We start from the raw sequence: 23544 nt of genomic DNA, 5'->3' as shown, positions 1-23544 counted from the left end.
TCGCTTATCAGTTTTCTTGATTAATAAAATATAAACTACCTATTTCTCTTATTCAATGGCGCCCTGTAACGTAGCCTATAGAACACACAAGCGATGAGAAGAGCATAGTCCGCGCATGCCGAGTGCGTTATGGGGCTTTTGAAGCTATTGATACGGAGAGATCATATGACACAGCAGTTATCCCCCGCCATTATTGAAACCGAGGCATTAATCATTGGTGCCGGTCCAGTCGGCCTATTTCAGGTCTTCGAACTTGGCCTGCTCGGTATTAAAGCGCACGTGGTGGAGAGCCTCGCTCAGCCAGGTGGGCAGTGTGCGGAACTCTATCCGAATAAGCCGATCTTCGATATACCCGCCTGCCCGGCGATCTCCGGCCAACAGCTAACCGACAACTTACTACAGCAAATCGAGCCGTTCAAACCGGTCTTTCACTTCTCGCAAGAGGTGGTAGACCTGCAACGTCAGCAAGATGGTCGTTTTCTGGTCACCACCTCGAGCGAACAGCAATTTCTTGCTGCTGCAGTCATCATCGCTGCAGGCATGGGCTCGTTTCAGGCGGTCAAGTTGAAGGTCGACGGTGCCGAGGCGCTCGAGGGTAGGCAGCTCAGTTATAGCGTACGCGACCCGGAGCGCTATCGGGGCAAAGATATTGTCATTCTCGGCGGTGGTGACTCGGCCCTGGACTGGGCGTTAACGCTACAGCCGATCGCCAATTCGGTGGTGGTTATCCACCGCTCACAGAAATTTCGTGCGGCCAAGGCTTCTGTGGATAAGATGCTCAAGCTGTGTGATGACTTCGAGATGCAATTTTTGCAGGGCCAGGTTAGCGAACTGGTCGAACAGGATGGCAAGCTCACTCATCTTAAAGTCACAGGTAGTGATGGAGTGACGCGTCGGCTAGAGTTGGATGACTTGTTGGTGTTCTTTGGCTTGGTGCCGGATCTAGGACCGTTGCAGAGCTGGGGGTTAACACTGCACAAGCGTCAGGTTGAGGTCGACACCGAGAAGTTCCAGACCTCTATCCCGGGTATTTATGCTGTGGGTGATATTAACTACTATCCAGGTAAGAAAAAGCTCATTCTCAGTGGCTTTCATGAGACGGCGTTGGCGGCTTTCGCAATCAAAGAGCAGCTAGAGCCAGGCAAGAAGGTGCACCTTCAATACACTACGACCAGTCCGATTATGCATAAGCGCCTGCATGTCGAGGATCCGATGAAGGAGGATGCGGCGTAGTGATCACAATGAAGTAGAAGAGAAGAGCGCTGAGGCGCTCTTTTTTTTGCCCGGGTTAAGGAGGCTTTGTTGATTTTGGCGGGCGGTCGACCATCAACTCGCGATATACTTAACCTGTTAAATTCATCACTAACCTGAAGAGGGAGAGACTCGCATGGCCGTACATGAGGTGCGTCATCCACTGGTGCAGCATAAGCTGGGTAAGCTGCGTGAACGTGATATTAGTACGAAGCGATTTCGCGAGTTGACCGGTGAGCTGGGGACGCTGCTCACCTACGAGGCGACGCGCAACTTTGAAACGGAAGAATATGAGATAGAGACTTGGGCGGGGCGCTGTACCGTCGAGCGCATTAAGGGTAAGAAGCTAACAGTAGTGCCTATCCTGCGCGCCGGTATTGGCATGATGGATGGTGTGCTCGAGCTGGTACCCAGCGCCAAGGTGAGTGTGGTCGGGCTTGCTCGTGATGAGCAGACATTGGAGCCAACGGTCTACCTGGAGAAGTTGGTCAGCGATATCGAGCAACGAACGGCGCTCATTATCGACCCGATGCTGGCCACCGGTGGTACCTTGATCGAGACGGTGAATATTCTTAAGCGTGCTGGTTGTAAAGATATTGTCGGTTTGTTTTTAGTGGCGGCGCCGGAGGGGATCGAGCGGGTTTTAGATATTCACCCTGATCTGGAGATTTATACGGCCTCGATCGATGAGCGACTCAATGAGCACGGTTATATTCTACCTGGCTTAGGTGACGCAGGGGATAAGATTTTCGGCACACGTTAACCGTGATAGAGCTAATCGGCGGCTGCATTACCAGCCGCGTTGTGCTTGCCATTGCAGCAATGGCAGCAGCTACCACATGAGGTCGTCGGGGATTTCGTAGTCAGCGTACCAATCTTCCTCTTCGTTACTCTCTGTGCTTGTTTCTTCTACCGTGCTGCTCATCGTATTCTGCAGGACGATGCGTTGCGGATCGCGCTCGGCGATCTTATTGGCGACGGGAGTGGGGATGATCTCGTACTGGTCGCCCTGCTTGACGATGGAGAGGATGCCGGCGCTGAGTTGGCGCTGCATTTTCTCGTCGATATAGAGCTTCTTAATCTTGCTACCATCGGTAAAGTTAAAGCTTACTTCGCCCTTATTCTTTGGTAGTGCATTACTGCTGATTAGCTGTTTGATCTGGGCATTGATGGCTTTCTTCATCGCCTTTTCATTGAGCTGTTGGTTGAGACCACGATCTTTGTCGGCCTTCTTGGCCAGTGCCTCGAGGGCAGCCTGCTTGGTCTCGTCGACAGTCTCTGTACGGGCGCGTCGGTCTATTTTCTGCTGTTTTTTCTTTGCCTTGTGGGCCGTTTTGAGCTGTTTGTCATCGACCAGTCCGGCCTTGAGTAACTGGTCTTGTAGTGAGTTTGCCATGGGGGTCTCGAATAGTAGCGCGATTGAATATGGTCGCTATTATGCGTCGCCGATCGCTGGCTGGCAATATACTCTGTCGACGGAGCGGGGAAGTGCTTCGTGCAAGCCTGAGCTGGAGCTCAGGCATTTGTATGTAGCGATGCTTATTGAGGGCGTTGACGATGAAAAAAGACAAGGCAGAAGACAATCAAGATGGCGGCGGGAACGACCCAACCGAGCCCCTCGGCTTGCAGTGGCAGGTGCTGCAACTCTTTCTGTAGACCCAGTGCCCAATTGAGCTTGGCGTGGGAGAGGCCATCCACGAAGGAGAGTAGGGTGATCGGTATCAACACAACCAAGTAGGCTCGCTGAGGGTTGCTAAAGCGGTGTTGAATGAAACTTAATGCAATGAGACAAATGGCAACGGGGTAGGAGATTAACAGCGCAGGGATGGTGATCGCCAGTAGCTCGTTCAGCCCGATATTGGCGACGATTGCACTGAGGACGGCAAAGCAGACAGCGTAAAAGCGATAGCTAAAGCGTGGCGCAATCTCCTCAAAGTATTCACCACAGGCGACGATTAGACCAATAGCCGTACTCAGACAGGCCAGTGCCATGGTGATGCCGAGGAGCCAGTGACCGGTAGTGCCAAGAGTGGGCTCGATATAGGCGCTGATAATCTGTGCGCCGTTCATGCCCGCTTCAGCAACGTTACCGCTGGTGGCACCTAAGTAGCCAAGGATCAGATAGATAAAAGACAGGCCAACAGCGGCCATGAGGCCGGCGTAGATGGTGTAGCGAGTGAGTTCTGAGCGTTTCTCGATACCTTTGCTGCGCAGGGCGTTGATGATCACGAGGCCGAAGACGATGGCGGCGAGGGTGTCCATGGTCTGGTAACCCTGGATGAAGCCTTGGCTGAAGGCGGCGTCTTGCATCTTTGCGCTGGCGGGGGCGAGCTCACCCTGGGGGAAGACGATGGTGACGAAGGAGATGGCCGTCAGCACTAAGATCAGTAACGGGGTGATAACCTTACCGATGGTGTCGACCAACTTGCCGGGGTAGAGGGCCAGCCACAGCGAGACACCGAAGAAGGCGGCGGTGAATAGGCCGAGAGTAAGGTGATTGCCATGGTCGCCGAGTGCGGCGCCGAGGGTGAATTCGTAGGCGACAAGTCCGGTACGAGGTGTGCCGAACAGTGGTCCAATGGCGAGGTAGATAGTGATGGTAAAAATTAAAGCCACGGACTTGGGCAAGTGTTGAGTGATCTGACCAAGGCCGCCACCGAGAATGGCGCAGGCGGTGATGCCGAGTAGAGGTAAGCCGACACCGGTGATTAAGAAGCCGAGCATTGATACCCAGAGTTGATCACCAGCCATCTGGCCGAGCGTGGGCGGAAAGATGAGGTTACCGGCGCCAAGAAATAGCGCGAAAGTCATTAGTCCAACGGCTGCTATATCACTACTCTTAATCACTTTAACGGTCAAAATAGGTCCTCTTCGATGATGGTTGGCAAGGGGGATGCTGCTCGGCAGGCAGTGAGTTTACGCGGAAGCTGTCGGATCCGTTTGATGCAAGTCAGTGTATTATCGGCCCTGAACAGGGAATGGGCTTTAACAGCGCTCTTTCGTCTATTGAATGACACGTCGCGCCTGCCAGTAATGCCTTCGCCAGTAGCTGTTGTTGAGTTTGGAGCGCATCACCCCGTGGGTACTCGAGGCGTGTAGAAATTCACCACTGCCCATATAAATGCCGACGTGGCGCCTGTTTCGCCCCGTCTTGAAAAACACCAGGTCACCAGGGACCAGCTCATTACGAGAGATCTGCTTGCCCTGCGTTGATTGCAGTCTAGTGGTGCGTGGCAGGGGCAGTTGTAGACGCTCTTGAAAGGTTCGTTGCACGAAGGCAGAGCAGTCAATGCCCTTACGGGTGGTGCCCCCGAAGCGGTAGGGTACGCCGAGCCACTCTTTATGCTGTATGTACAATTGATTGAGTACATTTTGATAGGGTGGTTGAGCGTTGGGTGGATGTGGCAGGGGTACGGCTGACGAGGCTTCTGCGGTAACGACCGGCACGCGCGTGCTAGGGCTTGAAGAGCAGCCAGCGAGTCCGAGTAAGATGATCATTGCGACGCAACAGCTGAGCGTACGAGCGATGGAATAGCTCGATCTAGCGGTCGATTGCACTGTATTGGCGTCGAGCATAATACTTACGAAGATGAGAATGACTAGCGATTATAGTAGAGCTTGGTGTAAGGAATTTTGATCTACCGCTAATCTCTGCTCGTTTTTTGACCACTCGGTTTGTCTGAGTGGCGATGTGTGATGGCCTTGGAGGGGGAGTTTGGCATACCCGGGGAGCTGTTTACGTTATAATCATCATCGAAAATAATAACTTAATAGGCCTAGAGATGTTTCAACTGTATGCCACCACGCCGGAGCGAATGTCGCCGGCAGAGATTGGTCGCCACGCACAACGGGCAGAGGCGATGGGCTTCACTGGTCTGCATGTTCCCGATGCGATCCACGATGGTTTATTACTGGCCAATAATGCGTTGCTGGCGACGACGCGCCTGCGCGTTGGTACGGCGGTATTGCTGGCTTTTCCCCGTAGCCCGATGACCGTGGCGGTGGCGGCGTGGGGGTTGCAGGCAATGTCGGCGGGGCGTTTCGAGCTGGGGCTGGGCAGTCAAATTAAGCAGAATATGGAGCAGCGTTATTCGGTGCCGTGGACAGCACCGGTGCCGAGAATGCGCGAGTATATCCAAGCCTTGCAGGCGATCTTTCACAGTTTCCAGACTGGAGAGCGACTGAGCTTCGAGGGTGAGCACTATCGTTTCACCCGTCTGCAGCCCTTCTTTAATCCGGGCCCGATCGATCAACCTGAGATTGAAATCTCGATGGGGGCGATTGGACCGAAGATGACACAATTAGCGGCGCGTGTTGCCGATGGCATGATCACGCACCCGACCAATACGCCGCCACGCTATCTGCGTGAGGTGTGCCTACCTCGGCTCGAGCGGGGGGCGCAGCTGGGCGACCGCAGTCTGGCAGCGTTCAAGTTGACGTTGGGGGGGATTGTGGCGGTGGGACGTGACGATGCGGCGGTGCAACAGCAACGTGAGAAGCAGCGGCAGCTGTTGGCCTTCCTTTATTCGACGCCGGCTTACTGGCCGAGCCTGGAGCTATTTGGTTGGCAGGAGCGAGGTGAGCAGCTGCTGCAATGTACGCGTGCGGGGGACTGGCAGCAGATGGCGCGGTTGGTTGATGATGAGATGCTCGATACTTTCGTCCCCAGCGGTCGTTATGAACAGCTTGCGGAGGTTATTCGTTCGCGCTATGCGGGGCTGGCGACGCGCTTGACGCTACCGCTGCCGGAGGATCCCGCCGATGATGAAGTGATGCGTGAGCTCGTGCAGCAGCTGCAGAGTTAGTTGTTCTAATGTCGGCCTCAGGGGCGTGGCGATAATCGCTGTCAGCAGAGGAAAAGCTGTAGGCAGAAATAGCCTGACATAAAAAAAGCCTGAACAGCGTGCTGTTCAGGCTTTTAGTATTAATGGTAGCAAGAGGCGGATTTGAACCGCCGACCCCATCATTATGAGTGATGTGCTCTAACCAACTGAGCTATCTTGCCACTAAACGGTAATCGTAGCCTGGGCTACCCCGTTAATCTGTCGCGCATTTTACCTGTTAGATAATAAGAGTCAAGCGCTGAATCGGAGTTTTACTTCGTGTTTTTCACGAAAGCCGATGTGTTACTTGACTGCGATCTAAATTGGCTAAAAAACGCGCTAGACGTTGAACAGGAAGTTGAGTACGTCACCGTCTTTAACGATGTAGTCTTTACCCTCTGAGCGCAACTTGCCGGCTTCTTTGCAGCCCGACTCTCCCTGGTATTGGATGAAGTCGTCATAGGCCATGGTCTCGGCACGAATGAAGCCGCGCTCGAAGTCGGTGTGAATGACACCGGCGGCCTGAGGTGCGGTGGCGCCGACAGGAATGGTCCAAGCACGCACTTCCTTCACGCCGGCGGTGAAGTATGTCTGTAGGTTTAGCAGCGCATAGCCTGCACGGATGACACGGTTTAGGCCGGGCTCCTCCATGCCCATTTCCTCGAGGAACATGGTGATGTCGTCTTCATCATCGAGCTCGGCGATGTCAGCTTCTAGGGCATTGCAGACGGGAACCACCATGGAACCTTCTGACTCGGCGATCGCGCGTACGGTATCGAGGTGTGGATTGTTGTCGAAACCGTCTTCGGCGACGTTGGCGATATACATGGTGGGCTTACCCGTCAGCATATGCAGGCCGGGTAAAATCTTGCGTTCGTCGTCGCTGAGCTCGAGAGAGCGAATGGGCAGCGCCTGCTCGAGATGGGGGATCATTTTCTCAATGAGTGCCATTTGGGCGACGGCGACCTTGTCACCACCTTTAACCGAGCGCTTTAGACGTTGTGCCTGTTTCTCTAGGCTGTCTAGGTCGGCCATGGCCAGCTCGGTGTTGATGATGTCGATGTCGGCGGCGGGGTCGATTTTGTTGGCGACGTGAATAACGTTCGGGTCCTCGAAGCAGCGCACGACGTGGGCGATCGCATCGGTCTCACGGATATTCGCGAGGAACTTATTGCCGAGACCTTCACCCTTGGAGGCGCCGGCGACAAGGCCGGCGATGTCGACGAACTCAATGGTGGCGGAGAGACACTTTTGTGGTTTGACGATCTCGGCGAGACGATCTTGGCGAGGGTCGGGGACGGTGACGGTTCCTTCGTTGGGCTCGATGGTGCAAAACGGGAAGTTTTCCGCTGCAATGCCGTTCTTGGTTAGTGCGTTGAACAGTGTGGATTTGCCGACGTTAGGCAGGCCGACGATGCCGCAGTTAATACCCATAATCTTTCTCTCTTGTTACAGTGTGCCTAGGCTGTCGCTTAGGCAAAGTCGAAGTTGCTTACGTTTCTACCAGGCTATCGCTTAGGCTTTGAAACTGTGTAATTTGTTCATCGCGCTGCCCCAGTCTTTGTTGATGGCTAGCGGCATCAGACGCAGCGCCTCGGCGATGACGTCCTCAAGCTGTTGGCGTTCGGCTAGCGAAGGCTTTTTGAGCACGAAGCTGCTCACCAGCTTGGCGTTGCCGGGGTGGCCGATGCCGAGACGAAGGCGGTGAAAGTTTTTGTTGTTGCCAAGGGCGCTAATGGTGTCGCGCAGGCCGTTGTGGCCGCCGTGGCCGCCGCCCTGTTTGAAGCGGGCGGTTCCGGGAGGGATATCGAGCTCGTCATGGACGACGAGAATCTCTTCTGCGTCAATCTTGTAGAACTGTGCCAAAGCGGCGATGGACTTACCGCTCAGGTTCATAAACGTTGTCGGAATCAGCAGGCGTACATCGCGCCCCTCGAGACTGATGCGGCAAGCGAGGCCGAAAAACTTGGCCTCAGGTTGCAGGCTGCCGTGATATTGTCGAGCAAGTTCCTCGACCAGCATCGCGCCGGCGTTGTGGCGCGTGCCTTCGTAATCGGCGCCTGGGTTGCCGAGGCCGACAATTAGTTTAATGCTCAAAATCGACACCTTAATATGAAACGTGGTTACCGCCGATGTTGCTCTGTCAGCGTTAACGCGAAATCTGGCTGGGTATTCTACCCGAGACAATAATTGTCTGTCTGCAAAAAAGACAAAAGCCAGCGTGATGCTGGCTTTTGTACTAGAGTGCTTGCGACCGAGACTTAGGCTTCGGCAGGAGCTTCTTCTGCTGCTGCGCCGTCTTCGTCTTCGTCATCCTTACCCTTTGATACGACAACAGTTGCGATGCTGGCATCGTGATCAGCACCCAGTGCTAGTGCCACGCTGGTGATACCTTCGGCAAACTTAATGTCTGAAAGGTGTACGCTAGAGCCCGCTTCGACGTCAGTCATGTCGATTTCGATGAACTCAGGCAGTAGGCCTGGTAGACAGCTCACTTCAACGGTAGTGGCGGTGTGGGTGATACGACCACCTTGGGTCTTAACACCGACACAAGCTTCTTCGTTGATGAAGTGTAGTGGCACGTTGACCTTAAGGGCAGCGTTGGCATCGACACGTAGGAAGTCGACGTGCATCAGGATGTCTTTAGCAGGGTGACGCTGCAGGTCCTTGATGACGACAAGCTCTTCTTTGCCAGCGACGTTTAGGGTCAGAGTTGAGCTGAATACGCTCTCGTCTTGTACTTGCTTGTGCAGGTCCTTGTGGATTAGGGTCAGAGACTGTGACTCTTTACCTGCACCGTAAACGACACCGGGGATAAGGCCCGCTAGGCGACGCAGGCGGCGGCTCGAACCTTTCCCTGAATCAGTACGGGCTTCAGCATTAATTGTGATAGTAGACATGGTCTAACTCCAAATTTGGGAGTGATATAAAAAAGTAAACCCATCGTTCGACCCGATGGGTTTACTTAGAGATTCTACAGAGGAATCAACTTTAGCTTAATATTCAGGTGTTTATCTGAACATGGCGCTAATGGATTCCTCATTGCATACACGACGAACAGCCTCTGCAATGAGCGGTGCCATCGTGAGCTGGCGGATTTTAACACAGTTTTTCGCCGCAGGCGAAAGAGGAATGGTATCTGTGACAACTAATTCGTCTAGAGCCGAGTTGGTGATGTTGTCGAGCGCCTTACCGGAAAGCACTGGATGGGTGCAGTAGGCGATAACACGAGTAGCACCTTTTTCTTTCAGCGCCTCGGCGGCCTTGCAGAGCGTGCCGGCGGTATCGACCATGTCGTCGACGAGTAAGCAGGTACGTCCGTCAACGTCACCGATGATGTTCATTACCTGGGCAACGTTGGCCTGTGGGCGACGCTTATCGATGATAGCGAGGTCGACCTCGAGGCTCTTGGCAACGGCGCGGGCACGTACGACACCGCCGATGTCTGGCGAGACAACGACGAGGTTTTCATAGTTCTGGCGTGAGATGTCGTCGAGCAGTACTGGCGAGCCGTAGACGTTGTCGACCGGAACATCGAAGAAGCCCTGAATCTGTTCAGCGTGCAGATCGACAGTAAGTACGCGGTCGACACCGGCCTTTTCCATCATCTCGGCAACAGCCTTGGCGCTGATTGGCACGCGTGAAGAGCGTACGCGACGATCCTGGCGAGCGTAGCCGAAGTAGGGGACGACTGCGGTGATACGCTGTGCCGAGGCACGACGCAAGCCATCGACCATGAAGATCAGCTCCATGAGGTTGTCGTTAGTAGGTTCGCAGGTCGACTGGATGATGAAGACGTCTTTACCACGCACATTCTCGTTGAGTTCAACGGAAATTTCACCGTCAGAGAACTTGCCCACGGAGGCATCGCCCATTGGGATGTTGAGCTTGTCGACGACTTTATAGGCGAGATCAGGGTTGGCGTTCCCTGTGAATACCATTAACTTAGACACGAGTAGGTCCTTGGCTTGCTGTTCGGAGGGTTCTGTCTGACGCTGATGCTTGCTTTTAATAGTGTATACCTATTTGAAAGAAAGCAGAGAGAGTGGCAGGGGTAGCTGGATTCGAACCAACGCATGCCAGGATCAAAACCTGGTGCCTTACCGCTTGGCGATACCCCTAGAGTATTTCAGTGCAATAGCTGAGTTGTACGCTACCTTGTTGGCGTGTCATTCATTTAATGTATGAAGAGCACGGTACAAAGCGGAACGGTTGGTTCCCTTGGCGACAAACGACTGCCAATTGCCGGGTACTTGGCGCTGTATATCCTCTGCTTTCGATAGATCGTCGAAATGGCTAAAAATACAGGCTCCGGCCCCCGTCATTAGTGTTGGCCCAAACTGGCTAGCCCATGTGAGTGCTCGACCAACTTCGGGATAGAGTTCGCTGACCAGTGACTGACAGTCATTGCGCGGCTCACCCACTAATGCGGTGGCAAATTTAATGGGTTTACTATCCCGTGTCAAATCTTTATGGGAAAAAACCTCGCCGGTAGAGACGTGGACGCAGGGGTGGATGACCAGGAAGTAGTGCTCCACCGGTGTGATGGCTTGCAGCTGCTCACCGACACCTTCGGCCCAGGCGGCGAAGCCATGAATGAAGATGGGGACATCGGCGCCGAGGGTAAGGCCGAGGTTGGCGAGCTGCTCAGTGTTTAGGCCACATTGCCACAGGCGGTTAAGAGCCACCAAGGTGGTGGCGGCGTCGGAGCTGCCGCCACCGAGGCCGCCACCGGCGGGGAGGCGTTTGTCGATAGCAATGTCGGCCCCTAATGTGCAGCCGGTGTGCTGCTGGAGAAGCTGGGCGGCACGGATAATCAGATTGTCGCTCGCCGCTAAGCCGGGGAACTCGGTCAGTAGGTTGAGGCTATTGTCATCGCGTTGGTTGAAGTACAGCTGGTCGCTGTAGTCGAGAAATTGGAACACGGTCTGCAGCTGGTGATAGCCATCCGTACGGCGACCAGTGATGTGTAGCATCAAGTTGAGCTTAGCGGGGGCGGGCAGCGACAGCGCCCATAAGGTCTTGCTATGCGCGGGAGCATTCTGGCGGGTGTTGAGACTCATGGTGTGGATAGGCTCACTGTTAGTTGGGTTTCAATGCCGGCTTGGTGTGGCTGCCATTCATTGATGATCAGGGTGAGGCGCAGCTCGGGGTGGGTGATAACAATCTTACTTGGCAGCAGGATGTCGCCAACCAAGCTGTAGCGCTGATATTCGATCAACCAGTCCTGCTGGCGCAACATGGCGAGAGGCTGCTGTGCGCCCTTGTTGTCAATGCCTGTACCGGTGTGCCGACGGCTGTCGTCGACACTGAGCTCGGGGCTGGCGAGGCCTTGTACCCAATAGTGCATTGAGGAAACGGGTAGTCGCCAGCCGGTTTGTTGGTAGATCAGTTGTTCGGCGTTGTCGGCCTGCAGTGTTTCGTGACCGTGTTGGCGCAGCTCTACGTGTAGGGGGGTGCCGTCGATGGCGATGCTGCCAGCACCGAAGGGGCCGCTTAGTTTTATCTTGTATGCTTCGCCAGTCTGGCGCCAATAGAGACTGGCGCTCTCGGCGTTGTCGGCGGTACGGATACCGAGTCGCCCGCGTAGCGTCCAATCGTTTAAGGGGTCTTTGGGTTGTTCAAAGCCCGGTTTAAAAGCAGGGCCGCTAACACAGCCGCTGAGGAGGAGAATCAGTAATAAACAGGGAAGGAGTGGTCTCATGCAGGGGCTTCTATTCTTGTGCAGTGGTTACGATGAGCTAGCTCGGCGATGCTGGTGACAGCATCGCCGAAAGTGACGGTGATAACGCTGCATTATATCAAGGCTTGAGTAGATCGGGTGCAAGGCGCTTGATGGTTTTGAGCAGCGTGCTGTCGTCGGGTTGGCGTTTGAGGGCGTTCAGCCAGACCGCCTTGGCCTCAGCCCGCAGGTTGGCCTGCCACAGCGCCTCGCCAAAGTGAGCGGCAACCTCGGCATCAGGGTAGGCTTGATAGGCGGATTTGAGATAGCTTAGTGATTGCTCGGTCTTCCCCTGTTTGAGCAGCAACCAGCCCATGCTGTCGAGAATGGCTGGGTCGTTGGGCTGCAGTTTTAGCGCCTTGTGGATGAGTTCGCTGGCTTCACTCAGGCGATTGGTATAGTTGATCAGGACGTAGCCGAGCGCGTTTAAGGCGGCGGCATTCTCTGGGTCTTGTGCGATCAGCGTGCGTAGGTCGGCCTCCATATCGTCAAGCCTGCCCAGCTTCTCATTGATTAGGGAGCGACTGTAGAGCAGGTTGGCCTCCTTGGGGCGCTGACTGAGGGCGTCGTTTAATAGCTCGATCGCCTGTGCATAATGTTTTTGGCGCTGTAACAGGTCGGCCTCGAGCAAGAAGAGTGGCACGGCTTGCTCGGGGTATTGTTGGCGTTGCGTGGTCATCAGCGAATGAAATTGCTCACTCTTTCCCTGTTTGTTCCACAGCCGGGCGATCGACTGCAGTGCTTGCATGTAGTTCTGCCCAGGCACAACCTGGCGATAGAAGCCGATGGCGGCGTCGGGGTTCTTCTTCTGCTCTTGCACTAAACCTAGGTAGAGGTTGGCATCGTCGGCACGGACCTGCAGCTTATGCAGTTGTTGGAAGTGGGCCTCTGCGCTGTTGTAGTCTTTTAGCTCGTAGTCAATCAATGCGAGGGAATAGAGAATATCGCTATCTTCGGGGGCCTGTTGCGCCAAGATAGTGAACTGCTGCCGAGCCTGTGCAAGGTCAGTTTTGGTGAGCTGGCGAGCATATTGTAGTCGTAGTCGGACGTTATCGGGGTTGTCGGCCAGGGCCTGTTCGAAGATGGCAGCTGCCGCTTCACCTCGGCCTAGTTGATACAGTACTGCCGTTTGGATGCTCAGTGCGCGTAGGTTGTCCGGGCTGCGGTCGAGGACTTCCTGCACGGTGTCGAGGGCAACCTCGGGGTCGTGTTGCTGCTGTAAAATGGCCTTGCCGAGTAATAGTTGCTCGCTGTGCGGCTGCTGCTCGAGGGCTTGCTGGAAGCGCGCCAGCAATTGATTGGTCTGTGTCTTGGTGAGCTTGAGGCTGGTGGCTGCGATCAGCGGGAAATTGGTGGTGCCGCCGAGGGTCTCGACCTGTTGCATGTGGTCAAAGGCGGCGTCGACCTGACCGGCCTGGCTGAGATTAACCGCCGCCATGTAGTGGGCTTCGCTGCTGTCGGGTGCGATCTCCGCCCATAGCTGGGACGCGTCGAGGGCGACCTGTTGGGCGTTGAGATACTGCGCTAAGCGAGCGGCGCGAGCAGCAATTTGTGGGTCGCGGGTTTTGTGAGCTTGCTGTAGGTAGTTACCTAAGGCAATGTCGTACTGTTGTCTGGCACCCGCGACCTCGGCAACTAATAGCGCGTAGAGGGTGTCGGCTTCGAAGGGGCGGCTTGGCACGTCGTTACTCACCTCAACGCTCGAGGCGCTGACCGTTGGCTCGGCCTTGTCGGTGAGGCCGCTACAGGCGGAAAGTAACAGGCTGGTAGAGAGAGCGGTAAGCAGGTACAGCGTACGATTCATGTATGGCTCACATTGCTACGGAACGGGTTGAGAGAAATAATAATGACATAGACTGTCACGCAAACCTATAGAGTGCAGGGTGATTTATACTTCCCGGGGAAAACTTTAGCTTGATTGTCCGCTTTGATTGCCTATTTTCGGGCGCGATCTGGTAGAATCTCCGCCTTCGTATTTTCGACCTGTTAGCCTAGTGTCGCTACTGCCGATCTTCGGTGACGGCATAGCGTGTTGCGGTGACTGGTCAATATTACGGTGAGAAGCAGAGCACGTTATATTATTAATGGTGTGAAGTAGTTACTGTCGATGGAGTAGAACACTAGACAATGAGCCTGCTGGCCTTAGGTGTGAACCATAACTCGGCCCCTCTTGAGATCAGAGAGAAGGTTGCCTTTACGGAGTCTCGATTAGAAGAGGCTTTGCGGGAGGGTTGTGCTCGCTCGGGGGCCAGTGAGTTGGTGATACTCTCGACCTGTAACCGCACCGAATTATTTGTTGCCTATGATGGTGATGTTGACTGTGTGGCTCTAGGCCACTGGCTTGCCCGCTTTCACGGTTTGGCGTGGGACGATTTAGCCCCTTATTGCTATCAACATGTTGATCTTGAGGCGGTGCGTCATCTGACACGGGTCGGCGCAGGCCTCGATTCAATGGTGCTGGGCGAGCCACAGATACTCGGGCAGATTAAAACGGCCTATGCTCAAGCGCAGCAGCTGAATGTTGTTGGTAGTCAGCTTAATCAGATGTTCGATAGCTGTTTTACGGTGGTGAAGCAGATTAGGACAGAGACGGCAATCGGCGCCAACCCCGTGTCGGTGGCATTCGCGGCAGTGAGCCTGTCGAAGCGTATCTTTTCACGCCTCGACCGTAGTAATGCCCTGTTGATCGGTGCCGGCGAAACGATTGAATTGGTGGCACGTCACCTGCGTGAAAACGGTATCGCCAACATGACGATAGCCAACCGCACCTTGAGTCGCTCCGAGTCGCTGGCGGCTGAGGTCGGTGCGCGCTCGGTGTCGCTCGATGCCATTGCCGAAGAGCTGGTGGCGGCGGATATTGTGATCTCGTCGACCGCTGCGCCGATCGCAATTTTGGGCAAGGGCGCCGTCGAAGCGGCGCTGCGTCGGCGTAAGCACAAACCGATATTTATGGTCGATATTGCCGTTCCCCGGGACATTGAGCCGCAGGTGGCGGAGCTGAGTGATGTCTACCTCTATACTGTCGACGACCTGAAAGAGATTGTCGAAGAAAATAAGCGCAGTCGTCAGAGTGAGGCGGTGAGCGCCGAGCAACTGGTCGAGCAGGGCGTGCTGAGTTTTGAGCAGAAGCAGCGTGAGTATCGTGCTGTGGATACCGTTAAGGCACTGCGTAGCCATGCCGATGATATTCGCCAGAGCGAGTTGCAGCGGGCGTTGAAGCTGTTGGCGCGAGGCGACCAGCCCGAGGTGGTGTTGGAAAGTCTAGCGCGTTCGTTAACGAATAAGTTATTGCATGCACCGAGTGCCAACCTGAAAAGGGCGAGTGCCGCCGGTCGCGACGAGGTTATCCCCCTTGCCGATGAGTTGTTTGCTCTCGGTGAGTACAAGTCTTTAGATAGTGAGAACACATGAAGTCATCCATCCTCAGTAAGTTAGAAATATTGGTTGAGCGTCACGAGGAGGTCGGTGTGCTACTGGGTGATCCCGATGTGATCGCCGACCAGGATCGTTTTCGTGCGCTCGGCAGGGAGTACTCCGAGCTGCAGCCCGTAGTGGAGTGTTTCTCGAGTTATCAAGCGGCCAGTGAAGAGGTCGAAGAAGCCAAGCTGATGCTCAAGGACAGCGACCCCGATATGCGTGAGATGGCGCAGGAAGCGTTCAAAGAGGGTGAGGTGACGCGCGACGCTCTCAGCGTCGAATTGCAGCGACTGTTGCTGCCGAAAGATCCCCGTGACGAGAGTAACGTCTTCTTGGAAGTGCGCGCCGGCACCGGCGGTGATGAGGCGGCAATTTTTGCCGGAGACCTCTTTCGCATGTACAGCCGCTACGCCGAGAAATGCGGTTGGCGTCTAGAGACGGTGAGTGAACGTCAGGGCGAACACGGTGGCTACAAAGAAATTGTCACTCGGATCGTCGGTAATGCGGTTTATTCCCAGCTGAAATTCGAATCCGGAGCACACCGGGTACAGCGCGTTCCCGAGACCGAGTCTCAGGGACGTGTGCACACCTCAGCCTGTACTGTGGCGATCATGGCGGAAGCGGCTGAGGTCGATGCTATTGAAATCAACAAGGGCGACCTGCGTATCGATACCTTCCGGGCATCGGGTTCTGGTGGTCAGCACGTCAACAAGACCGATTCGGCCATTCGCTTGACACACCTACCTACCGGCGTGGTCGTGGAGTGTCAGGATGAGCGTTCGCAGCATAAGAATAAGGCCAAGGCGATGAGCCTGTTGGCCTCTCGCTTGATGGATGCGGCGCAACAGGAAGCGGATCAGGCGGTCTCGGACGAGCGTAAGTCGCTAGTGGGTAGCGGCGACCGTTCGGAGCGTATTCGCACCTACAATTATCCACAGGGGAGGGTGACCGACCATCGCATTAATCTAACCTTGTATAAGCTTGATGAGGTGATGCAGGGTAGTCTAGACGACGTGATCCAGCCGCTGATCAATGAATATCAGGCTGATCAGCTCGCGGCCTTGAGCAGCGACGACTAGTGTCTAGTATCGCCTGTTGCCTGCGGCGCAGTACCGAGCTCGAGGCACATAGTGACACTGCTCGGCTCGATGTCGAGCTGTTACTGGCTGACAGCCTAGGGCGCGACCGCACCTATCTGCGCACTTGGCCGGAGCGGCAGTTGAGTGATTCGCAGTTGCAGCAGTTTGAGCAAGCAATGCGGCGTCGCCTTGCCGGTGAACCGATTGCCCACATATTGGGTTATCGCGATTTTTGGACGTTGCGCCTGGCGGTGAATCCGTCGACGCTGATTCCTCGCCCGGATACAGAGACCCTCGTCGAGCAAGCGCTGGAGCTGTTTGATCCCGAGCAGCGGATCGAGCTGCTTGATCTCGGCACTGGCACCGGAGCTATCGCCCTCGCCCTCGCCAGCGAGTGCCCGAAGTGGCGAGTGACGGCGGTCGATGTGGCGGATGATGCCGTTGCCTTGGCGAAGCAAAACCGTGATAGTCACGGGCTGAATCAAGTACAGATACTGCACAGTGATTGGTTTGGTGCCCTGGCCGAGAGGCGCTTCGAGTTAATTATCAGCAACCCCCCCTATATTGCCTACGGCGACCATCACCTAAGTGAGGGCGATGTGCGTTTTGAGCCGGACAGTGCGTTGACGGCAGACCGTCAGGGTATGGCCGATATCGAGCATATTGCCGATTGCGCCCGTGCTCATCTGTGCCCGGCGGGTTGGCTGCTGTTTGAGCACGGTTACGATCAGGCGGCGCGCTCACGTGACTGCCTACGAACGTTGGGTTATGTCGATGTCGCCAGTATTAAAGACTTGGCGGGTATTGAGCGAGCGACGCTCGGGCGTTGGCCGGCTGACGCGTTGGTGCCTGCAATAAACAACCCACCTATTGAGTGAGAGAAATACCCCAATGAGTGAAGAAATCAACGACCAACAAATGCTGCGGTATAGTCGCCAGATTATGCTTGATGATATCGATATTGCCGGCCAGCAAACGTTAATGGCGGCAACGGTCTTGGTGGTTGGTGCGGGCGGTCTCGGCTGCCCGGTGGCGATGTATCTGGCATCGGCGGGGGTGGGCAAGTTGATCATCGCCGATGATGACCAAGTGGAGCTGTCTAACTTGCAGCGCCAGATAGGCCACGGCGAGCAAGATCTGCGTAAGTTGAAGGTGGCTTCGCTGGAGGAGACGCTGCGTGATATCAATCCGGAGGTGCAGATTGAGACGATTCATCGTCGGCTGCAGGGAGATAGCCTCAGCGCTACCGTAGCGAAGGTCGATATGGTGGTCGATGCCAGTGATAACTTTAAGACGCGCTTTGCCTTGAATGCCGCTTGCGTGGTGGAGCAAAAGCCGTTGATCAGTGGCGCCGCAATCCGCATGGAAGGTCAGGTGACCGCCTTTGATCCGAGGCTAGAGCATTCGCCCTGTTATCGCTGCCTGTACAGCGAGCAGGAACACGAGGATAGCAGTTGTTCGAGCAACGGCGTGTTGGCACCGCTGGTGGGGATCATTGGCTCGCTGCAGGCGTTCGAGGCGATTAAGTTGTTGGTCGGTTTCGGCGAATCGTTGGTGGGGCGCCTGCTGATCTTTGATGGCAAGTATCTCGAGTGGCGCGAGCTGAAGATCAGCCGCGACCCCAAGTGCCCAATCTGTGGTGATTTCAACGGTGCCTAGGGTCTAGCTCCTAGGCAATCAAGCACGTTGATACTTTTTCACGCTGCGCCGGCTGATCAGTGATAGCCGTGCTGCCAATAGTATTGAGGCGCAGCTGAGCCCGGTGGCCAGTCCGATCCAGAAACCTTTGGCGCCCATCGGCTCGCCCCAGTAATTCGTCATTCCCAAGCTATAACCGACTGGTAAACCGATCAGCCAGCAGGAGATAATCACCAAAAGTAGCGGTATGCGCGTGTCTTTATAGGCGCGTAACGCGCCGTTGGCACAGACCTGGATAGCATCTGGCAGCTGATAGATAGCGGCAAAGAACAGTAGGCTGGCGGCCATAGCTTGGATGCCGGGGTCGTGGGTATAGGCCGTGGCGATGAGGTCGCGGGATAAGAAGACAGTACCCGCGGAGACGATGGCGAGTAGGATGGCAAAGCCGATGCCCGTGTAGGCGATGGCTCGCGCCTTAAGTGCCTTGCCTTGGCCGAGGGTGTGGCCGACGCGAATGGTGATGGCGTTGGCGAGACTCAGCGGTACCATGAAGACCATGCCGGAACAGTTGAGAGCAATCTGGTGGGCGCCGACGATAGTTGAACCCATGGGGGCGAGGATTAGGGCGATAGCGGCAAACAGAATGACCTCGACGAACATGGCACCACCGATCGGCAAGCCGATGCGAAAGAGTTCGCCGATGCCGCTCCAATCCGGCCAGCTAAAGCGCTCGTAGAGAGTGGTGGCGGTAAACTCCTTGCGCAGGCTGAAGACGATAAACATCAGCAGCTGCAGCCACAGTACGATGCCGGAGGCCAGCCCGCAGCCTGCACCGCCCATCTCGGGTAGGCCAAACTTGCCGTAGATAAAGATATAGTTGAGCGGAATATTAAGCAGGAAGCTGCAGATGCCGATGATCATGATCGGCCGGGTTTTGCCCATGCCTTCGGCCATAGTACGGACGCCGAGACAGCCAATCAGCGCAGGAAAGCCGAGGGCGAAGCCGTATAGGTAATGTTGGCTGATGACGGCGATGTGATGCGGTGCATCCATCAGTAGTAGTATCTTATCGGCATTGAGCATCAAGATGATGGCGACGAGGGCGACGGGCAACCCAGCCCAGAGGGCTTGGCGGGTGGATTCACCGATCTTGCTAATACGGTTGGCGCCGAAGTGGTGTGAGCAGATGGCGGTATTACCGATCATCACACCGGCAATGAACAGTAGTAGCGGCAGTGACAGAGAGTTGCCAATGGCGACGGCAGCGAGATCATCGGCGTGATAGCGCCCGGACATCAAAGTGTCGACCACCCCCATGGCGGTCTGCGCCAGCTGCGCAATGAGGATCGGTAGACCGAGGCGAATTAGTTTGTGTAGTTCTCTGGTGATGAAGTTTGAGGGCATACTTAACTCGTGGAGCGGTGTAGGCTGCGCGCGCGCGGGCCGATTGAGGGTGTAGCTGTGGCAGGAGATTTTTTCTCCTAAGTGCACGCACAAGATATCGCGTTGACAGCGCCGGCAGTATACTCTCCCTAGGGAATAAAACTATGTATACAATTGCTGCCTTGGCGCGAGGGTGAATAAATGAGTACCGTTATTGATATTATCACCGATGTTTTCCTGTTATTGCTGTTCGTGTTATTGGTGAGCATCGCGATCACCTATGTTATCGATGTGCGTCAGCACCGCCATGCTATTCGGCGGAACTACCCCGTCGTGGGGCGCTTTCGTTACTGGTTTGAGCACTTAGGGGGCTTTTTTCGTCAGTACTTTTTTGCCATGGACCGAGAAGAGATGCCCTTCAACCGTGCGCAGCGGGCCTGGGTTTATCGTGCAGCGAAAAATGTCGATACGACGGTGGCCTTCGGCTCTACGCGCAACATTACACAGTCTGGTACACCACTGTTTATCTGCGCACCCTTCCCAACGATGAAGAAAGACAGTCTCGAGCCCTCGGTGGTCACCATCGGTGAGGGCTGTCGAACGCCTTACAGTACAGCCTCATTGTTTAATATCTCAGGGATGAGCTACGGGGCGATCTCGCAGGTGGCGGTGACCTCGTTATCGCGTGGTGCCAAGCTGGCAGGTTGTTGGTTGAACACCGGTGAGGGGGGCGTCAGCCCCTATCATCTCGACGGCGGTGCTGACCTCGTGGTGCAGATTGGTACCGCCAAGTATGGCGTCAGGGATCATGAGGGCAAGCTATCACACGAGAAGTTGCTTGCGCTCGCTGCTCGTGAGCAGGTGAAAATGTTTGAACTTAAGTTGTCGCAGGGGGCGAAGCCCGGCAAGGGCGGTATTTTGCCTGCTGGTAAAGTGACGGCGGAGGTCGCGGCGCTGCGAGGTATTCCGGAGGGGCAGGACTCAATCAGCCCGAACCGCCACCCCGATATTGGCTCGGTGGCTGAGCTGCTCGATCGTATTGAGGAAATCCGTGAGTTGACGGGTAAACCGGTCGGTTTTAAAACGGTGCTGGGTGATGACCGTTGGCTGGAAGAGCTGACGGAGGAAATCCTGCGCCGGGGCAAGGCCTCGGCCCCTGATTTTATCACCGTTGACTCCGCCGATGGCGGCACCGGCGCGGCGCCGCAGTCGCTGATCGATTATGTCGGCATGCCGATTCGTCAATCGCTACCGATGCTCTGCGATAAGCTGGTGGAGGCGGGACTGAAACAGCGGGTGAAGGTGATTGCCTCGGGCAAGCTGATTAACCCGGCAGAGGCGGCTTTAGCGCTCTGTGTCGGTGCCGACTTCGTGGTTTCTGCCCGGGGTTTTATGTTCGCCCTCGGCTGCATCCAGTCGCTGCAGTGTAATAAGAATACTTGCCCTACCGGAGTAGCAACACAGGATAAGAAGCTGCAACGTGGTCTCGATGTTATCGACAAAACAGCACGGGTCACCAACTATGCACGGCAGCTGAGCTATGAGATCGGCATGATCGCCCACTCCTGTGGCGTGAAAGAGCCGAGACAATTACAGCGACAGCATGTGCGCATCGTCACCGAGCACGGCCTGTCGATGCGGGGTGATGAACTGTTTCCTAATAAACAGCCGTTACATTAGCGTTGCTGATTGATGGATTGTCTCCGCATTACTGGCCCGTGCATGGCGCTGTTGCGTAGTGTGCTAGGCCTTTAGCCCTGGGTATTGTCGCTGCCAATGCCGAGCCAGCCAGTAGTCGATACTGACGTAGCGGCCACCGCCGCTAAAGAGCAGGCTGAGCAACATCAGCAGGTAGGTGACGGCAAACTCGATGCCGTTATTCAATATCACAAACTTCCCCTTCGCGGTCAGCCAGTCATAGTGGCCGTGGCGTTCGAGCAAGGTGTTGGCGGCTGTTAAACGATCGGCGACTTCTTCGCTATTATGCAAGCTTTCGCGCGCTCCGGGAAAGCCGAGTGGAGCCAGCACGGCGGCGGTGCTGGTGCTCGGATTGCTCGGTGCGATGGCGAACCAGCCGTTGGGCCAGTGGACGCTGACGATAGCGACCCACATGGTGATGATCAGTGGCAGTGTCGCCCAGCGAGTCATCAGGCCGATGGCGAGCAGGACGCCGCCAACCAATTCGGTGATTGCCGCGAGCATGGCCATCAGCATCGGCGCGGGCAGACCGAGGCCCCAGTCAGGGTTACCAAACCAACTGGCGATATCGTCGAGGTGATAAAGCTTATGTAGCCCAGCAGCGATAAATATCGGCGCCAAATAGAGTCGTATACCCAGCGCGGTGAGAGCGGAGAGCGGCGCTAGCAGGGCGAGAATTTTTTGGCGGCAGTGGTAGTAGTTTCTGACTAAACTTTCCATAGTTTTTTCCAGCTTGCAGTATTGTAATGGGTGTTTCAAAACCCTGGTTACCGCACAGCGGTCGGTAACGGAGGGTGGTGTTTTGAGTCTACTCGTAGTTTTTCGACAGAGGCGAGAACGAAAAGTTGCGTTTTTTTTCGTTGCGAGATATTGAATCGTCGCTGTAAATAGCCGTCTATTGCTGACTTGCGCCAGTAACATGACAGAGTGGGTAAGAAAGTTGCGGGCTTTCGGTGTAAAGCCCGTCGATTGTCTATAGAATAGGCAAAAATTTTTATTGCCGATTTGTGCCTCGAGTGGCCGCGGTTAACATTGGGGCCGATGCGAGACTCTCGCCATGCTGCTCGACGAAGGAAAATACATTGATTAAAAAATTGTTCGGTAAGGGAGCCAGCCAAAAACCAGCCGCTGCAGCCGCGACTCCGGCACGCGCTGTGAGTGAAACAAAACCCGCTGCAGTGAAATCTCGTTCGGGCGCTAAGGCGAGTGAGCAGGGCAAGCCGGAAGCGAATACCCATCGCAAGCGTAAGCGGGCTCCGCATCGTCATAAGCCCTGGGACTTATCGCAATATGTTGTCGCGCCTGCCGAGGGTAAGACACGCTTTCACGACCTTAACCTGCCCGTCGAGCTGATGCATGCTATTGCCGACCTGAAGTATGAATATTGTTCACCAATTCAGGCACAGACGCTACCGGATACCTTGCAGGGCTTCGATGTGATCGGTAAGGGGCAGACCGGCACAGGTAAGACGGCGGCGTTTCTCATCACGATTATTAATGACTTTGTTAATAATCCGCTGACTGAGGAGCGTTACGTTGGCGAGCCGCGGGCGTTGATTATTGCACCGACGCGTGAGCTGGTGGTACAGATCGCCGATGATGCGAGTAAATTATTGAAGTACATGGACCTCAATGCTGTTGCCCTGATTGGCGGCGTCGACTATGACAAACAGTTGAAGAAAGTTGAGCGTCAGGCGGTCGATATTATCGTCGCCACACCGGGTCGTCTACTCGACTTCCACAAGCGCGGTGACCTGCACCTCGACATGGTGGAAATTATGGTCATCGATGAGGCTGACCGTATGTTGGACATGGGGTTCATCCCGGATGTGAAGCGGATCATTTCACGCACGCCTAAGCGGGAAGATCGTCAGACGTTGTTATTCAGCGCGACTTTTACCCAGGACGTGTTGAATCTGGCGAGCCAGTGGACGATGGATCCCACCGTTGTAGAGATTGAACCGGAGCATGTTGCCACCGATACGGTGGAGCAGCTGGTCTATTTGGTGGAGTCGAGGGAAAAGCTGCCGCTGCTGAAGAACATACTGAAACTGCCAGATGTGAAGAGTATTATCATCTTTGCCAACCGACGTGATACCACCCGTTGGCTGGAAGAGCGCCTCAAACGCGCGGGCTTCAACGTGGGTATGCTCTCCGGTGAGGTGCCGCAGAACAAGCGGACTCGTACCCTGGAACAGTTTAAAAGCAATGAGATTAACATCCTGGTGGCCACCGATGTTGCAGGTCGCGGCATTCATGTGGACGGTATCAGCCATGTCGTCAACTTTGATGTGCCGGAAGATCCAGAGGATTACGTGCACCGCATTGGCCGCACCGGCCGTGCCGGCAGTACCGGTACAGCTTATACCTTTGCCGGCGAGACCGACGTCTTCTTACTGCCTGACTTAGAAAAGCTGTTGGGTGAAAAATTAGGTTGTCAGCAGCCGCCAGAAGCGCTGCTCCCCCGCCATTAACCAGTAAGGCGGGGGAGGGCACGGAGCGCCAGTAGGTCGGTTCGTCGAGGGGCTCTGCC

General features: G+C 55.3%; 21 protein-coding genes and 2 tRNA genes. 9 read left to right on the top strand and 14 right to left on the bottom strand.

The window, feature by feature from the left end; translation table 11 throughout:
• The first annotated feature begins 165 nt into the window (after positions 1–165).
• On the top strand, positions 166–1233 hold the full coding sequence (locus tag EDC56_RS06610) for an NAD(P)/FAD-dependent oxidoreductase (RefSeq protein ID WP_123711682.1): 1068 nt from the start codon (positions 166–168) through the stop codon (positions 1231–1233).
• A gap of 154 nt (positions 1234–1387) precedes the next feature.
• A complete protein-coding gene (gene upp / locus EDC56_RS06605; protein WP_123711681.1) occupies positions 1388–2014 on the top strand; it encodes a uracil phosphoribosyltransferase in 627 nt (208 codons plus the stop codon).
• Positions 2015–2083: 69 nt separating this feature from the next.
• Here upp and EDC56_RS06600 read toward each other — a convergent pair whose 3' ends face one another.
• The 3 genes from EDC56_RS06600 to EDC56_RS06590 form a co-directional block, all read right to left on the bottom strand.
• The gene (locus EDC56_RS06600; protein ID WP_123711680.1) at positions 2084–2647 is read right to left on the bottom strand and encodes a DUF2058 domain-containing protein; all 564 of its coding nucleotides are present in this window, start codon (positions 2645–2647) and stop codon (positions 2084–2086) included.
• Between the two features lie 143 nt (positions 2648–2790).
• On the bottom strand, positions 2791–4110 hold the full coding sequence (gene brnQ / locus EDC56_RS06595) for a branched-chain amino acid transport system II carrier protein (protein WP_148059339.1): 1320 nt from the start codon (positions 4108–4110) through the stop codon (positions 2791–2793).
• A 144-nt stretch (positions 4111–4254) separates the two neighbouring features.
• Positions 4255–4827 carry an NlpC/P60 family protein gene (locus tag EDC56_RS06590; RefSeq protein ID WP_123711678.1) on the bottom strand — a complete coding sequence of 191 codons (573 nt, stop codon included), beginning with the start codon at positions 4825–4827 and terminating at the stop codon, positions 4255–4257.
• A gap of 206 nt (positions 4828–5033) precedes the next feature.
• Here EDC56_RS06590 and EDC56_RS06585 point away from each other — a divergent pair, with 206 nt between their 5' ends.
• Complete coding sequence (locus EDC56_RS06585; RefSeq protein ID WP_123711677.1) at positions 5034–6056, top strand: TIGR03617 family F420-dependent LLM class oxidoreductase; 1023 nt, start codon at positions 5034–5036, stop codon at positions 6054–6056.
• A gap of 123 nt (positions 6057–6179) precedes the next feature.
• On the opposite strand, the gene EDC56_RS06580 is transcribed toward EDC56_RS06585, so the two are convergent.
• The 9 genes from EDC56_RS06580 to EDC56_RS06540 all read right to left on the bottom strand — a co-directional run bounded on the left by EDC56_RS06580 (position 6180) and on the right by EDC56_RS06540 (position 13600).
• Positions 6180–6256: transfer RNA gene (locus EDC56_RS06580), tRNA-Met, on the bottom strand.
• Positions 6257–6413: 157 nt separating this feature from the next.
• Positions 6414–7508: a redox-regulated ATPase YchF gene (gene ychF, locus EDC56_RS06575; protein ID WP_123711676.1), complete on the bottom strand. Its 1095-nt coding sequence runs from the start codon at positions 7506–7508 to the stop codon at positions 6414–6416.
• 81 nt (positions 7509–7589) lie between these two features.
• Positions 7590–8174 carry an aminoacyl-tRNA hydrolase gene (pth, locus tag EDC56_RS06570; protein ID WP_123711801.1) on the bottom strand — a complete coding sequence of 195 codons (585 nt, stop codon included), beginning with the start codon at positions 8172–8174 and terminating at the stop codon, positions 7590–7592.
• A 161-nt stretch (positions 8175–8335) separates the two neighbouring features.
• Positions 8336–8974 (bottom strand): 50S ribosomal protein L25/general stress protein Ctc, encoded by a 639-nt coding sequence (locus EDC56_RS06565; protein WP_123711675.1) that lies wholly within the window; start codon positions 8972–8974, stop codon positions 8336–8338.
• 111 nt (positions 8975–9085) lie between these two features.
• Positions 9086–10015: a ribose-phosphate pyrophosphokinase gene (locus EDC56_RS06560; protein ID WP_281273341.1), complete on the bottom strand. Its 930-nt coding sequence runs from the start codon at positions 10013–10015 to the stop codon at positions 9086–9088.
• Between the two features lie 105 nt (positions 10016–10120).
• Positions 10121–10195, bottom strand: a tRNA-Gln gene (locus EDC56_RS06555).
• 48 nt (positions 10196–10243) lie between these two features.
• Positions 10244–11137, bottom strand: coding sequence for a 4-(cytidine 5'-diphospho)-2-C-methyl-D-erythritol kinase (ispE, locus tag EDC56_RS06550; protein ID WP_123711673.1), 894 nt, complete (start codon positions 11135–11137; stop codon positions 10244–10246).
• Positions 11134–11778 carry a lipoprotein insertase outer membrane protein LolB gene (gene lolB, locus EDC56_RS06545; protein WP_123711672.1) on the bottom strand — a complete coding sequence of 215 codons (645 nt, stop codon included), beginning with the start codon at positions 11776–11778 and terminating at the stop codon, positions 11134–11136. The genes ispE and lolB overlap by 4 nt, the downstream gene beginning before the upstream one ends.
• A gap of 97 nt (positions 11779–11875) precedes the next feature.
• The gene (locus tag EDC56_RS06540; protein WP_123711671.1) at positions 11876–13600 is read right to left on the bottom strand and encodes a tetratricopeptide repeat protein; all 1725 of its coding nucleotides are present in this window, start codon (positions 13598–13600) and stop codon (positions 11876–11878) included.
• A gap of 344 nt (positions 13601–13944) precedes the next feature.
• Between EDC56_RS06540 and hemA the strand changes: the two genes are divergently transcribed.
• The 4 genes from hemA to EDC56_RS06520 are packed head-to-tail and all read left to right on the top strand — an operon-like array spanning position 13945 to position 17951.
• Entirely contained in the window at positions 13945–15207 is a 1263-nt protein-coding gene (hemA, locus tag EDC56_RS06535; RefSeq protein ID WP_245980650.1) for a glutamyl-tRNA reductase, read from the top strand.
• Complete coding sequence (prfA, locus tag EDC56_RS06530; RefSeq protein ID WP_123711669.1) at positions 15204–16292, top strand: peptide chain release factor 1; 1089 nt, start codon at positions 15204–15206, stop codon at positions 16290–16292. Before hemA ends, prfA begins: the two co-directional genes overlap by 4 nt.
• Positions 16292–17170, top strand: a complete 879-nt coding sequence (gene prmC, locus EDC56_RS06525) for a peptide chain release factor N(5)-glutamine methyltransferase (RefSeq protein WP_123711668.1) — start codon at positions 16292–16294, stop codon at positions 17168–17170. Before prfA ends, prmC begins: the two co-directional genes overlap by 1 nt.
• Before the next feature lie 25 nt (positions 17171–17195).
• The gene (locus EDC56_RS06520) at positions 17196–17951 is read left to right on the top strand and encodes a HesA/MoeB/ThiF family protein (protein ID WP_211333595.1); all 756 of its coding nucleotides are present in this window, start codon (positions 17196–17198) and stop codon (positions 17949–17951) included.
• Between the two features lie 18 nt (positions 17952–17969).
• Here the strand turns inward: EDC56_RS06520 and EDC56_RS06515 are convergent, their stop codons facing one another.
• Complete coding sequence (locus tag EDC56_RS06515) at positions 17970–19334, bottom strand: MATE family efflux transporter (RefSeq protein WP_123711666.1); 1365 nt, start codon at positions 19332–19334, stop codon at positions 17970–17972.
• 180 nt (positions 19335–19514) lie between these two features.
• Here EDC56_RS06515 and EDC56_RS06510 point away from each other — a divergent pair, with 180 nt between their 5' ends.
• On the top strand, positions 19515–20993 hold the full coding sequence (locus EDC56_RS06510; protein WP_123711665.1) for an FMN-binding glutamate synthase family protein: 1479 nt from the start codon (positions 19515–19517) through the stop codon (positions 20991–20993).
• A gap of 63 nt (positions 20994–21056) precedes the next feature.
• Here the strand turns inward: EDC56_RS06510 and EDC56_RS06505 are convergent, their stop codons facing one another.
• Positions 21057–21731 carry an HvfX family Cu-binding RiPP maturation protein gene (locus EDC56_RS06505; RefSeq protein ID WP_123711664.1) on the bottom strand — a complete coding sequence of 225 codons (675 nt, stop codon included), beginning with the start codon at positions 21729–21731 and terminating at the stop codon, positions 21057–21059.
• A 362-nt stretch (positions 21732–22093) separates the two neighbouring features.
• On the opposite strand from EDC56_RS06505, the gene rhlB reads away from it, so the two are divergent.
• Positions 22094–23485 carry an ATP-dependent RNA helicase RhlB gene (gene rhlB / locus EDC56_RS06500; RefSeq protein ID WP_425452456.1) on the top strand — a complete coding sequence of 464 codons (1392 nt, stop codon included), beginning with the start codon at positions 22094–22096 and terminating at the stop codon, positions 23483–23485.
• Positions 23486–23544: the final 59 nt, after the last annotated feature.

Origin of the sequence: Sinobacterium caligoides, from assembly GCF_003752585.1 — a bacterium.
Taxonomy (GTDB): Bacteria; Pseudomonadota; Gammaproteobacteria; order Pseudomonadales; family Sinobacteriaceae; genus Sinobacterium; species Sinobacterium caligoides.
The sequence above is the reverse complement of the archived record's forward strand: the minus strand, read 5'-3'. Positions and strand labels throughout refer to the sequence as shown.